Origin of the sequence: Sinorhizobium fredii NGR234, from assembly GCF_000018545.1 — a bacterium.
In the GTDB taxonomy this organism is placed as follows: domain Bacteria; phylum Pseudomonadota; class Alphaproteobacteria; order Rhizobiales; family Rhizobiaceae; genus Sinorhizobium; species Sinorhizobium fredii_A.
This window is the reverse complement of sequence record NC_012586.1, coordinates 264,107-276,566: the sequence shown is the minus strand read 5'-3', so window position 1 is coordinate 276,566 and position 12,460 is coordinate 264,107. Positions and strand designations below refer to the sequence as shown.

Here is a 12,460-nt window from a genome sequence, read left to right as displayed (position 1 = left end):
CGTTCTCCTCAATAAGGGTCGATTGCGTCGCGCAGGCCGTCACCCAGCGCATTGAAGGCGAAGACGGTGACGAGCACGAAGGCGACGGGCGAGAGGATCCACGGATAGGATCCGATCGCCGAGTAGTTTGCCGTGTCCTGCAGCATCAACCCCCAGGAAATGAGCGGCGGCTTGACCGCAAATCCGAGGAAGCCCAGGAAGGATTCGAGCAGCACCACCTGCGGAATGGCCAGTGTCACGGCGACGATCACATGGCTCATAACGTTCGGGAAAATGTGCTGGAAAATGATGCGCCGGTCGGTCGCGCCGATGGCGATCGCCGCCCGCACATAGTCGATCCGCGCCAGCGCCAAGGTCTTGCCGCGCACCTCGCGTGACATCTGCGCCCAGCCGAGCGCCGACATCACGATGACGACGAAGGCGAGGAAGACGTTGGTCGGCGCCGTCACCGGGATCAGCGAGGCGAGCGCCAGGTAGAGCGGCAATTGCGGAAAGGCCAGCACGAGCTCGACGAAACGCTGCATCCAGGCGTCGAAGCGTCCGCCGAAATAGCCCGACACCATGCCGACCGTCGTGCCGACCACGGTGACGATGGACACCACCGTCAGTGCGATGATCAGCGAGATGCGCGAACCGTAGAGAATGCGCGACAGCACGTCGCGGCCGAACTTGTCGGTGCCGAGCAGATGCACCGGCGTGCCGTCGACGGCGCCGAAGAAATGGCGCTCGGCCGGGATCAGCCCCAGGAGCCTGTAGGGCGCGCCCTGGACGAAGAAGCCGAGGATCTGCGGGTTCTCGTAATCGGGGCCGATGACCGGCTGGAAGGTGATCGGGTCGAGCTCCTCCGTCTCGCGCACCGGGTAGCTGCGCGGCGAGAAGACGAAGTTGCCGTCCTTGTCGGTAAAGCTGATCGCCTGTGGCGGTGCGAATGCGACGCCGGTCGCCTTCGGATCAACCGGCGACAGGAAATCGGCAAAGATCGCCATGAGGATCAAGAGGCTGACGAGGATCAGGCCGAGCAGGCCCGTCCAGGAGCGCTTCAGGCGCCGCCAGACAAGGGCGGTATAACTCTCGTGGTGGTGCTTCTCTTCCGGCTGCATTGCGACCGGCACGGTGCTGTGGGCTTCGATGGTCATGCGTAGGCCCCTCCTCCCATGCGCACGCGCGGATCGAGCGCGGCGAGCAGCATATCGGCGATGATGTTGCCGACGATCAGCGTTGCCGAGAGCACCAGCATGAAGGTTGCGGTGACATAGACGTCACCCACCCACATGGAGCCGACGATCGCCGGCCCGACGGTCGGCAGCGCGAAGATGATCGCCGTCTCGATCTCGCCGGTCAGCATGTAGGGAAGCACGACGCCCTGATACATGATGAGCGGGTGCAGCGCGTTCGGTACGGCATGCCGCATCACGACGGCGCCCTCGCTCAGGCCCTTGGCGCGCGCCGTCTCGACATATTGGGCGTTCAGCGTGTCGAGCAGGTTGCCGCGCATGACGCGCATGTTGTAGGCGAGCCCGCCGAACGTGGCGATCGCCACGACCGGCCAGACATGCTTCACCAGATCGACGAACTTGTCCCACGACCAGGGCGCGCCGCCATAGCGGGCGGAATGAAAGCTGTTGATCTCGCTCACATTGAAATGGAAGACGAGGACATAGACGATGATCAGCGCCATCAGGAAGCGCGGCACCGTCATGCCGAGGAAGGAGACGGTCGAAAGCAGGCTGTCCACCCAGGAATATTGCCGTGTAGCGGCAAGGATGCCGAAGCCAATGCCGATGACCGAAGCGAGGATGTGGCAGACCAGCGCCAGCGCCAGCGTGCGCGGCAGGCGCTCGCCGACGACGTCGGCAACCGGCTTGTTGTAATAGAGGCTGTGGCCGAAGTCGCCGCGCGTCACGATGCCGGTCACCCAGTTGGCGTATTGGATGGGCAGCGGCTTATCGAGACCGTGTTCCTTGCGATAGGCCTGCGCCTGCGCGTCGGCCTCTTCGAAGGAGGCGCCGCCCTGGTTGATCAGCTGCGAGCGGATGTAGTCGCTGTAGTCGCCGGGCGGCGCCTGGATGATGGCGAAGGTCACCACGCTCAGGACGAACAGCACCGGGATGGCAGAGGCGATGCGGACAAGCAGAAACCTGAACATGGCCGTTTCCTTCTGTCGGTTTTCCGTTGGAGTGCTGGCGCGGCACTCCGCGGGGTGAAGGGCGGTCCCCCGGCTCCGACAAGTCAGGAGCCGGGGGAGACGATCACGTTCAGTTGCTCGGGCCGCTGTCGCCGGGCTTGCCGGGAAGCTGCTCGGCATAGAGCTCGTAGTCCCCCTGCTTGTCGGCCGGTACGAAGACGCGCTCGCGGATGATCGTGTCTTCCGCCCAGTTGAACATGAAGATCGGCGCGCCCGGAGGAATGTTCGAGAAGCGCTTGTTGATGATCAGCGCTCCCGGATATTCGGTGAGCCCGACCGTATCGACATTCTCCGTCGAGACCTTCTGGAACTGCTTCATCAGATCGGCGCGCGCCTCGTTGTCGTTGCTCGCGATGAACTTGTTGACGATGTCGACGAGTTCCTGCTCGTGCGGCAGGAGATCGACCTTGCCGCTTTCCGGGGCCCGGTGGTGCCAGCTGGTGCGCGGACCAGTGGGGGCAAGCTGCGTCGTGTTCTGCACGACGGAAGTCAGCTCCTGGTCGTTGCGGCGGATCAGCCAGTCGAACTTGCCGGCATATTGCGTCGCGTCGCGCTTGGTGCCGTCGACCGAGTTCAACACCACCTTGAGGCCGAGCTTTTCCATCTGGCCGACGAGGCCTTCGGCAAGGTTGCGGTCGGTGCCGTAGTCGGAATTGACGAGCATGACGATCTGCACGTCGGCGCCGCCGGCGGTGCCTTCAGGGAAGTTGACGATGCCGTTGCCGTCCGTGTCCTTCAGCCCCGCCTTTTCGAGCAGTGCCTTGGCACCGTCGAGGTCGAACGGATAGTAGATGGTCGAGTTCCGATCATAGAAGCTGGTGCCGGAGGAAAGCCCGCCCGGATAGATCGCCGTGAAGGGGCCCTTCACCAGCGCTTCGCCGAGCTTCTTGCGATCGACCGCCATGGTGACTGCCTTGCGGAAATCCAGGTTGCGGTTGAGTTCGCGGACTGCCTGGGCGCGTTCGTCCGGTTCTCCCCAGCCATTGGCCGAGTAGTTCAAGCGCAGATTGTAGCCGATGACGCGCGGGCCGAAGGCAAGCCGGGCCGGTGCCGCTTCGTTGGCGGCGCGCTTCAGCGATTCGACGAAGTTTTCAGGCTGCTCGAGGTTGGAGAAGTCGCCCGACCCGGCGATCGCCTGAACGTCGCGGTCGGCCCAGGTCGACAGCTTGTAATGCACTTCGTTCAGATAGGGCAGCTGGTTGCCGGCCTCGTCGACCTTCCAGTAGTAGGGATTGCGGCGCAGCACGATGATGTCGTCCGGCCGGTAGGCGACCGGAACCCAGGCGCCCATCACCGGAATGTTCATATATTCCGGCGGGAAGCCGTTCTTGTACTGGTCGTAGGTCGTGCCGGCATATTTCGGATGCTTGGTCTTGAGGATATGCGACGGGCCGGGGCAGAAGGTGCCATAGGCCATGGCATAGAGGTGCTGGCGCGGGAAGGCCTCCTTGAAGGTCCATTCGACGGTGTTCTGGTCGATTTTCTTGAGCGTCGTTCCTTCGCCGAAGGTCTCGGGCGTCGCGCCGTTCAGCGGCGAAACGTTCGGATCGACGACGTTGTCGTCCCAGTAGAACATCACGTCGTCGGCGTCGAAGGGGTCGCCGTCGGACCATTTCGCGCCTTCGATGAGATGCATGGTCAGCTTGTGGCCGTCCTCGGACCACTCCCAGCTTCTGGCGAGGTTCGGCAGCGGCTCGACGTCGCTGGCCTCCACCTGGTAGAGCGGTGCGGTGCGCGTCAGGCATTCCGACATGCCGATGTCGATGCCGCCCCAGCCCTGGGTCTGGCCGGCGCTGTAGTTCCAGCCTTCCGGCCGGCCGCCGATCACATGACGCATGACGTCGCCATAGACGCCAGCGCCGTCCGGCATGTTGCCGGTCTTGAAGACCATCGGCTCCTTCGGCAGGCGCTCGGCGACGGGTGGCAGCTTGCCGGCCTTGACGAATTTCTCCGTTACCCATTCCGGCTCGTGATATTCGGGCAAGGCCTTGAACTCGAGAATGGAATCGCGCGGCACATAGGTGATCTTGCCCTGCGCCGGAACGGGCGGCTGCTCGGGCACCACGGTCGGCTCGGATGCAAAGGCCTGCACGGCAAAGGCGGATATGCCGATCAGCAGGCTGGCCGTCGTTGTCAGTCGATGCGTTTTCATTGTTTCAGGTTCTCCCTCCTAAACTTGCCATCCCGGAACGGGTGGCATTCCTCCTGCCTCAAAAAGCATCCGCGTCTCCTCACGCAGGTGTTCTTGGGGCTGTATTTTCGATACGCGGACGGTTTGGCCCGCGCGCGTACGCCGCGCTGGCCGGGGACTGCCCCTCATCCGGCCTGCCGGCCACCTTCTCCCCGCAGGCGAGGCGAAGGGACTCGCGGCATCCACTCAGTCCCCTCTCCCCGCCTGCGGGGAGAGGGCTAGTCCTCGGGTTAAACCGAGGAGAGGGGCAGTTCCGGGCCAGAGCGGTAGCGGTTATCACCAGCCACGCCACCTACCCGGCGGCGCGCAGCTTCGCGGCGTCCTTCTCGGCGCGGATTTCCTCGATCGAGCGCACCTCGCGCCGCGCGGCACCGGTCCACTCGCGGGTCTTCACCGTCGACCGGGCGAGCCGATCCTTGGCCGCGTCGACGGCATGGGCGTATTGCGGCAGCCATTCAGCCTGGGCGACGACCATTTCGTCGACCATCTGCCAGACCTCCTCCGGCGTGCAGATCGCCCCGACCAGCGGGTCGTGAAGCACCGCGAGCTTCAGAAGATCGATGTCGCCGGTGATCGCCGCATGCACGGACATGCGCTGGACATTGATCGACGCGTTGCAGGTGGCGGCACAGGCCTCGGGGATCGTGATGCCGGACACCATGTTAATGCCGAAGCGATCGACGAAGCCAGGAGATTCGATGATCGCGTCCGCCGGCAGGTTGGTGATCACGCCATCATTCTTGACGTTGAAATGCCCGCGATAGACGCGTCCTGTCTCGAGCGCCTCGAGGATGTGGCTCGCATGCTCGTTCGACCGCTTGATCGTCGAAAGCGGCCTGCCCGCTTCTTCGAGGAAGCGCGGATATTCGGTCTCGAACCAGTTGCGGGTCTCGGTCGAATAGCGCAGATACCCGCCGGTCTCGCCATGGATCCAGTCCGACATGTCGATCCATTTGGTGATCTCGTCAGGACGCTTGCGGTACCAGGGCAGGTATTCGGAGAGATGGCCGTTGCTCTCCGTCGAATAGACGCCGAAGCGCTTCAACACGTCGATCCTGAGCTTTTCCTGCTTGGAAAAGACCGGATGCGCCTCGAAGGCGGCGACGAGTTCGTCCTTGCCGATCCTGCGGCCGTTGAGCCGCACGTCGATGAACCAGGTCTGGTGGTTGATGCCCGAGCAGACATAATCGAGTTCGCCGTCCTTGGCGCCGAGGATCTGGGCGATCTGCTCGGCGCCGTGCTGGACGCCGTGGCAGAGACCGACCGTGTCAACCTTGCCGTATTCGATCGCCGCCCAGGTGTTCATGGCCATCGGGTTGGCATAGTTCAGGAACTTGGCGCCCGGCTCGGCCACCTCGCGGATGTCCTTGCAGAAATCGAGGATCACCGGGATGTTGCGCTGGCCGTAGAGGATGCCGCCGGCGCAGATCGTGTCACCGACGCATTGGTCGACGCCGTATTTCAGCGGAATGCGGATGTCGTCCGCATAGGCCTCGAGGCCGCCGACGCGGACGCAGCTGATAATGTAACGCGCACCCTCGATCGCCTTGCGGCGATCTGTGGTTGCCGTCACTCGCGTCGGCAGATTGTTCGACCCGACGATCCGGTCGAGGATCGACTTGATCATGCCGAGATTGTGCTCGCTCAAGTCCGTCAGGGCGAACTCGACGTCGCGGAGCTCCGGCACAGACAGGATGTCGGTGAAGAGCTTCTTGGTAAAACCGACGCTGCCGGCGCCGATAATGGCGATCTTGAAGCTGGCCATCTTCGTTCAATTCCTCCTCGCGAATGTCGATCTTCGCGCTATAAGGGTAAAATCAGTTCATCGAATTGATCCGGCCACGAGCGGCGGACCGTTTTCACCGAAAACCCTGCTCCAGACACCGGTTAGCCATGCGTCTTGCGCGATCTGTGGCCATTATGTGTATAATCCCACGCACGACTAGAGAGGGATTGTGCTTTCATGGGTAATTCTGTGCTGCAGCAATTGATCGACCGAGGCCCGGTGATGCGGACCGTTTCGCTGCCGCGGGGAAGGCAGAGCCTGCACACCATGCCGACGAGCACCGGCTACGAAATCAGGACCGATGGCGGCTACGACTGGGACGGGCGAAAGCGCGGCCAGACGCCGTTCACGGTGCTGCAGCACACGATCGGCGGCGCCGGAAACCTCCGCTATGAGCACCGCAGCTATCGCCTGCGCGAGGGCGACACGCTGCTGCTGCTCGTCCCGCACAACCACCGCTATTGGCTGGAGGAGGCCGGGCGCTGGGAGTTCTTCTGGATCTCGATGAACGGCGAGGAGGCGCTGCGCATCCACCGCGCCATTCTCGCCGTCACCGGCCCGGTGTTGAAGCTGCAGCCGGAGACGGTCGAACACCTGGCCGACTGCAGCCTGCGCCTCATCACCGGCGGCGAAATGCCCGGCAGCGCCTCGGCAATCGCCTACGAGGCAGCAATGGCGCTCTATGACGACGTCTTCGGTTCGCATCCGGTCATCAGTGAAGAGTATCGGAAGATGCAGCACGTCATCGACCACATCCTTTCGAACTTGGAGAAACCGCTGCCCGTCGAGGAACTGGCCCGCGTCTCCGGCTTGAGCCGCGCGCATTTCTCCCGCATCTTCGCAGCGAGCGAAGGTATGCCGCCGGCCGAATTCGTGCTGCAGAAGCGGCTGCAACGGGCGGTGAAGCTCCTGACCAAGACGGCGGACCTGCCGGTCAAGGAAGTGGCTATCCTGTCGGGCTTCGACGACCCCAATTATTTCGCCAAGGTCTTCCGCCGCGTCTTCGGCGCGAGCCCGACGGAGTTCCGCACCACCGGTATGTATGCCAGCGTACCGGCGAAAACCCCGAAGATAAGTGAATCGGTGACCACGCTGGCTGCCGCTTGCGATTGAAATCTGCGCGATAAAATTTTACTAAATAAAAGACGCGAAGCACGCGACTGACTGGCGGGGCGTAAGAAAATGGTGACAATCAAAGAAATCGCAGCGGCTGTCGGTGTGTCGTCGGCGACCGTGTCGCGGGTCTTGAACTACGACCCGACCCTGTCGATCTCCACCAGGAAACGCCAGGCGATCATTGAGACGGCCGAGGCGCTGAATTACGCCACGCCGCGCAACCGTGGCCGGGCGGCGGCCCAAGGGGTCGGCGCCGGGCAGAAGATTGCGCTCGTCCATTTCCTCGAGCCGGCCCAGGAACTGGCCGATCCCTACTATGTCGGCGTAAGGCTCGGCATCGAAAGCCGCTGTCAGGCGATGAAGAGCGAGATCGTCAAGGTCGTGCCGACCGGCAGCCCGCCGGAAGCGGCGATCCTGGAGGGCGCATCGGGCGTCGTTGCGGTCGGTCACTATTATGGCGAGGCGCTCGAATGGCTGCGCCGCCACAGCCGCCATCTCGTCTTTGCCGATTACGCGCCCGCCGGCGATGCGGACGACAGCGTGTTGAGCGACGTCGCGATGGCCATGACCCGGCTCCTCGAAGCAGTCCACCGCATGGGTTATCGCCGCATCGGCTTCATCGGCTGGATCGACGCCTTCCACGAGCCGGAAAACATCCATTCTGAGCGTCGCTGCCGGACCTTTATCGACTGGATGGTGAAGGCCGGGCTCTACGATCCGGAACTGTGCCTCGTCGAGCGGATGACGCCCGACAGCGGCTACGCGCTGACAAAGGCGATGCTGTCGAAGCCCAATCCCCCGAAGGTCCTGATCACCTGCAACGACAACATGGCGCTCGGCGCTTACCGGGCCATTCAGGAGATGGGCCTGAGGATCCCCGAGGACATTGCCGTGGCGAGTTTCAACGATATTCCCGTCGCACAATTTCTCGGGCCGCCGCTTTCGACCGTCAAGATTCCGGCCGAGCTGATCGGCGAAACCGCCGTCGACCTGTTGCTCGAGCGCCTTTCCGGGCGCGACGTCGCCAAGAAGGTGGTTCTCGGAACCGAGATGGTCTGGCGGGGAAGCACGCCCCAGCCGGTCGATCGCGAACCAGGCCGATCAATGGCCGCCCGCGAAGAGCTGCGGTCCGTGTAGACGCTTACGCATGATCCCTGCCGGTCGCATATCACGGTCGGCGCCACCTTGCGGCGCTTGCCGCCGCCGTATATTCCGACTAGAATATGTGTATATTCAATCTGGAATATACGGGAAATGCCCCGATGTCACTCTATATTCGCGATGGCGCAGTCGACGAACTTGCGAAACAGGTCCAGCAGGCGATCAATGCTCCCAACAAGACGGAGGCGGTGCGTCGGGCGCTGCTCAACGAATTGGAACGCGCCAGACAAGCTGTTCCCTTGAAAGACCGAATCAAGCGGCTTCAAAACGAGGTTCGCGCCATGGGGCCGGATGATCCCGACTTTGATATGAAGAAATTTGCCGATGAACAGTGGGGCAATATCTGATGTTCCTGGATGCCTCAGCCATCGTCGCGATCCTCGGCGACGAGGAGGACGCCGATCTCCTGATCGCCAAGATCGAAAATGCGGCAACGCCAATCTACTATTCTTCGCTCTCCATATTTGAGGCGGTCATCAGCCTCGCCCGCAATAAGCGGGACGGCGCCCTCGGAAACCAAGTGCCTATCCCGCCGCACCTGATCGATTTGGCGCAACAGCATGTCGAGGCTTTTATTGAGACGATCGGCGCGAAAGAGTTGACGATTGACAGCGCAATGCATCGCACCGCGATCGATGCGTGCCGGACCTATGGCGGCGTGGTGGCCCACCCCGCAAGGCTCAATTTCGGAGATTGCTTCTCCTATGCCTGCGCGAAAACCTACCGCCTCCCCTTGCTCTTCAAGGGCGATGATTTCTCCCAGACCGACCTCGAGCCGGCGTAAGCTGGCTCAGAAAATAGCCGAGTAAAAATTTACTGAAAATATTGCGTCCCCTCCGATTTTAGGAAATACTCCGCCCCAGAGACAGAGAGGACTGTCTCGGGGAACGAACCTTGAGGGAGGAATGCATGGACAATTTCGCGCGTGCCCATCTGCCGCGGATCGCCGCTCTGGCGCTTGCGAGCGCGAGCCTTCTGGCGGTGACCGCCGCCGAGGCGAAAGAAATCACCATCTGGTGCTGGGATCCGAACTTTAACGTCGCGATCATGAAGGAAGCGGGCGCGCGCTATACCAAGACGCATCCGGACGTCACCTTCAACGTCGTCGATTTCGCCAAGACCGACGTCGAGCAGAAGCTCCAGACCGGTCTTGCCTCCGGCACCGCCGACGCGCTGCCCGATATTGTCTTGATCGAGGACTACGGCGCGCAGAAATATCTGCAATCCTTCCCGGGTGCCTTTGCGCCCCTATCCGGTACCGTCGATTATTCCGGTTTCGCGCCCTACAAGGTCGAGGTGATGACCGTCGACGGCCAGGTCTATGGCATGCCCTTCGATTCCGGCGTCACCGGGCTCTATTACCGCAAGGACTACCTCGAGCAGGCCGGCTTCAAGCCCGAAGACATGCAGAACCTCACCTGGGATCGCTTCATCGAGATCGGCAAGGAAGTCGAGGCGAAGACCGGCAAGAAGATGATGGGCCTCGACCCGAACGATGGCGGCCTCGTCCGCATCATCATGCAGTCGGCCGGCCAATGGTATTTCGACAAGGAAGGCAAGCCGAACATCACCGGCAACCCGGCGCTGAAGGCGGCGGTCGAGACCGTCGGCAAGATCATGTCCGCCAATATCTACAAGCCGGCCAACGGCTGGTCCGACTGGGTCGGCACCTTCACCTCCGGCGACGTCGCCAGCGTCGTCACCGGTGTGTGGATCACCGGCACCGTCAAGGCGCAGCCGGACCAGGCCGGCAAATGGGGCGTGGCGCCGATCCCGGCGCTGTCGATCGAAGGCGCGACACATGCCTCGAACCTCGGCGGATCGAGCTGGTACGTGCTTGAAAGCTCGGCGGAAAAGGCCGAGGCCATCGACTTCCTGAATGAGATCTACGGCAAGGACATCGATTTCTACCAGAAGATCCTGCAGGATCGCGGCGCTGTCGGCTCGCTGCTTGCCGCCCGCGGCGGCGCGGCCTACGAGGCGGCCGATCCGTTCTTCGGCGGCGAGAAGGTGTGGCAGAACTTCTCCGACTGGCTGGTGAAGGTGCCGTCGGTGAACTACGGCGTGTTCACCAACGAGGCGGATCTTGCAGTCACCGCGCAACTGCCGGCGCTGACGCAGGGCATGCCGGTCGACGACGCGCTGAAGGCGATCGAAACCGAGATCAGCGGTCATATCCAATAGCCGCGTGTTGCATCGGGCAGCCTGCCTCTATCTCGGCGGCAGGTTGCCCTTTCCGCCGCTTGCCGGCCGTGGCGCCCCAAGCCATAGCCAGTGATCCCCGTTTTCGATGAGGTTGACGATGGCTCTCGCCCGCCGCGGCGGCATCGGCCGATATTATGACATCAATGGCTGGCTCTTCGTCGCGCCGGCGCTCGGGCTGATCGCCCTCTTCATGGTCTATCCGATCGTCTGGTCGCTCTGGATGTCGTTCCAGTCCGGCCGCGGCATGATGATGAAGTTCGCCGGCTTCGCAAACATTGCCCGCCTCTGGAACGATCCGGTGTTCATCAAGGCACTCACCAACACGATGACCTATTTCGTCGTGCAGGTACCGATCATGATCCTGCTGGCGCTGATCTTGGCGTCGCTGCTCAACAATCCCCGGCTCGTCGGCCGCGCCTTCTTCCGCACCGCGATCTTCCTGCCGTGCGTCACCTCGCTCGTCGCCTATTCGGTGCTCTTCAAGGGCATGTTCGCGTTCGACGGCATCGTCAATTCGACACTGCAGGCAATCGGCATCATCGCCTCGCCGATCCCGTGGCAGACGCATCCCTTCTGGGCGAAGGCGCTCGTCATCATCGCCATCACCTGGCGCTGGACCGGCTACAACATGATCTTCTATCTCGCGGCGCTGCAGAACATCGACAGGTCGATTTACGAGGTGGCGCGGATCGACGGCGTCCCGGCCTGGGCGCGCTTCACCCACATCACCATTCCGCTGTTGAAGCCGGTCATCCTCTTCACCACGGTAATCTCGACGATCGGCACGCTGCAGCTCTTCGACGAGGTCTACAATCTGACCGAGGGCAAGGGCGGGCCGTCGAATGCGACGCTGACGCTGTCACTCTATATCTACAACCTGACTTTCCGCTTCATGCCGAATTTCGGCTATGCGGCGACGGTCTCCTACGTTATCGTCGTGCTCGTGGCGCTGCTCGCTTTCCTGCAGTTCTTCCTGGCAAGGGAGCGCGAGAAATGAGAACCAACCCCTCAAATATCGCGTCTGCCGTCCTCACCTATGGTTTCGTCGGGCTTATGGCCTTCCTCTCCATCTTCCCCTTCATCTGGATGGCGCTCGGGGCGACCAATTCGTCGATCGATATCATCAAGGGCCGGCTGCTGCCCGGCGAGGCGCTGACGACGAATATCGCCAACTTCTTCACACTGGTGAATCTGCCGCTGGTGTTCTGGAATTCGGCGAAGGTCACCATCTTCGCGACCGTGCTCACACTGGCCGTCTCGTCGCTCGCCGGCTACGGCTTCGAGATCTTCCGCTCGCGCCACCGCGAGCGCCTTTACCGGGCCATGCTGCTGACGCTGATGATCCCCTTTGCGGCGCTGATGATCCCGCTGTTCATCATGATGGGCAAGATGGGCCTCATCAACACGCATATCGCCGTCGTGCTTCCGACGATCGGCTCGGCCTTCATCGTCTTCTACTTCCGCCAAAGCACGAAGGCGTTCCCCTCGGAATTGCGCGACGCCGCGAAAGTCGACGGCCTGAAAGAGTGGCAGATCTTCTTCTACATCTATGTGCCGGTGATGCGCTCCACCTATGCGGCGGCCTTCATCATCGTCTTCATGACCGCCTGGAATAACTATCTCTGGCCGCTGATCGTGCTGCAGTCGAACGAGACGAAGACGATCACGCTGGTCATCTCGTCGCTCGCCTCGGCCTATTACCCCGACTACGGCGTGGTGATGGTTGGCACCATCCTGGCGACGCTGCCGACGCTTGCCGTCTTCTTCTTCATGCAACGCCAGTTCGTCCAGGGCATGCTGGGCTCAGTCAAATAGG

At 62.2% G+C, this 12,460-nt stretch carries 11 protein-coding genes; 7 read left to right on the top strand and 4 right to left on the bottom strand.

What is annotated here, in order from left to right:
- Nucleotides 1–8: 8 nt before the first annotated feature.
- The 4 genes from NGR_RS01365 to NGR_RS01350 form a co-directional block, all read right to left on the bottom strand.
- A complete protein-coding gene (locus NGR_RS01365; protein WP_012706342.1) occupies nucleotides 9–1,136 on the bottom strand; it encodes an ABC transporter permease in 1,128 nt (375 codons plus the stop codon).
- On the bottom strand, nucleotides 1,133–2,146 hold the full coding sequence (locus NGR_RS01360) for an ABC transporter permease (protein WP_012706341.1): 1,014 nt from the start codon (nucleotides 2,144–2,146) through the stop codon (nucleotides 1,133–1,135). The genes NGR_RS01365 and NGR_RS01360 overlap by 4 nt, the downstream gene beginning before the upstream one ends.
- Before the next feature lie 109 nt (nucleotides 2,147–2,255).
- Nucleotides 2,256–4,337, bottom strand: a complete 2,082-nt coding sequence (locus NGR_RS01355) for an ABC transporter substrate-binding protein (RefSeq protein WP_012706340.1) — start codon at nucleotides 4,335–4,337, stop codon at nucleotides 2,256–2,258.
- Between the two features lie 331 nt (nucleotides 4,338–4,668).
- Nucleotides 4,669–6,141 (bottom strand): alpha-glucosidase/alpha-galactosidase, encoded by a 1,473-nt coding sequence (locus NGR_RS01350; protein ID WP_012706339.1) that lies wholly within the window; start codon nucleotides 6,139–6,141, stop codon nucleotides 4,669–4,671.
- A gap of 198 nt (nucleotides 6,142–6,339) precedes the next feature.
- Here NGR_RS01350 and NGR_RS01345 point away from each other — a divergent pair, with 198 nt between their 5' ends.
- The 7 genes from NGR_RS01345 to NGR_RS01315 all read left to right on the top strand — a co-directional run bounded on the left by NGR_RS01345 (nucleotide 6,340) and on the right by NGR_RS01315 (nucleotide 12,459).
- Nucleotides 6,340–7,275, top strand: coding sequence for an AraC family transcriptional regulator (locus tag NGR_RS01345; RefSeq protein WP_012706338.1), 936 nt, complete (start codon nucleotides 6,340–6,342; stop codon nucleotides 7,273–7,275).
- A 69-nt stretch (nucleotides 7,276–7,344) separates the two neighbouring features.
- Nucleotides 7,345–8,415, top strand: a complete 1,071-nt coding sequence (locus NGR_RS01340; RefSeq protein WP_012706337.1) for a LacI family DNA-binding transcriptional regulator — start codon at nucleotides 7,345–7,347, stop codon at nucleotides 8,413–8,415.
- Between the two features lie 125 nt (nucleotides 8,416–8,540).
- Complete coding sequence (locus NGR_RS01335; protein WP_012706336.1) at nucleotides 8,541–8,786, top strand: type II toxin-antitoxin system VapB family antitoxin; 246 nt, start codon at nucleotides 8,541–8,543, stop codon at nucleotides 8,784–8,786.
- Nucleotides 8,786–9,223: a type II toxin-antitoxin system VapC family toxin gene (locus tag NGR_RS01330; RefSeq protein ID WP_012706335.1), complete on the top strand. Its 438-nt coding sequence runs from the start codon at nucleotides 8,786–8,788 to the stop codon at nucleotides 9,221–9,223. Before NGR_RS01335 ends, NGR_RS01330 begins: the two co-directional genes overlap by 1 nt.
- A 125-nt stretch (nucleotides 9,224–9,348) precedes the next feature.
- Nucleotides 9,349–10,623, top strand: coding sequence for an ABC transporter substrate-binding protein (locus NGR_RS01325; protein WP_012706334.1), 1,275 nt, complete (start codon nucleotides 9,349–9,351; stop codon nucleotides 10,621–10,623).
- Nucleotides 10,624–10,741: 118 nt separating this feature from the next.
- Complete coding sequence (locus NGR_RS01320; protein WP_012706333.1) at nucleotides 10,742–11,641, top strand: carbohydrate ABC transporter permease; 900 nt, start codon at nucleotides 10,742–10,744, stop codon at nucleotides 11,639–11,641.
- Complete coding sequence (locus NGR_RS01315) at nucleotides 11,638–12,459, top strand: carbohydrate ABC transporter permease (protein WP_012706332.1); 822 nt, start codon at nucleotides 11,638–11,640, stop codon at nucleotides 12,457–12,459. Before NGR_RS01320 ends, NGR_RS01315 begins: the two co-directional genes overlap by 4 nt.
- The last annotated feature ends 1 nt before the right edge of the window (nucleotide 12,460 follow it).

Excerpts from the sequence above, each read along its gene's own strand:
- NGR_RS01335 (WP_012706336.1), top strand. The coding sequence starts at position 8,541 with ATGTCACTCTATATTCGCGATGGCGCAGTCGACGAACTTGCGAAACAG.
- NGR_RS01360 (WP_012706341.1), bottom strand. The coding sequence starts at position 2,146 with ATGTTCAGGTTTCTGCTTGTCCGCATCGCCTCTGCCATCCCGGTGCTG.
- NGR_RS01315 (WP_012706332.1), top strand. The coding sequence starts at position 11,638 with ATGAGAACCAACCCCTCAAATATCGCGTCTGCCGTCCTCACCTATGGT.
- NGR_RS01350 (WP_012706339.1), bottom strand. The coding sequence starts at position 6,141 with ATGGCCAGCTTCAAGATCGCCATTATCGGCGCCGGCAGCGTCGGTTTT.
- NGR_RS01355 (WP_012706340.1), bottom strand. The coding sequence starts at position 4,337 with ATGAAAACGCATCGACTGACAACGACGGCCAGCCTGCTGATCGGCATA.
- NGR_RS01325 (WP_012706334.1), top strand. The coding sequence starts at position 9,349 with ATGGACAATTTCGCGCGTGCCCATCTGCCGCGGATCGCCGCTCTGGCG.
- NGR_RS01365 (WP_012706342.1), bottom strand. The coding sequence starts at position 1,136 with ATGACCATCGAAGCCCACAGCACCGTGCCGGTCGCAATGCAGCCGGAA.
- NGR_RS01320 (WP_012706333.1), top strand. The coding sequence starts at position 10,742 with ATGGCTCTCGCCCGCCGCGGCGGCATCGGCCGATATTATGACATCAAT.
- NGR_RS01330 (WP_012706335.1), top strand. The coding sequence starts at position 8,786 with ATGTTCCTGGATGCCTCAGCCATCGTCGCGATCCTCGGCGACGAGGAG.
- NGR_RS01340 (WP_012706337.1), top strand. The coding sequence starts at position 7,345 with ATGGTGACAATCAAAGAAATCGCAGCGGCTGTCGGTGTGTCGTCGGCG.
- NGR_RS01345 (WP_012706338.1), top strand. The coding sequence starts at position 6,340 with ATGGGTAATTCTGTGCTGCAGCAATTGATCGACCGAGGCCCGGTGATG.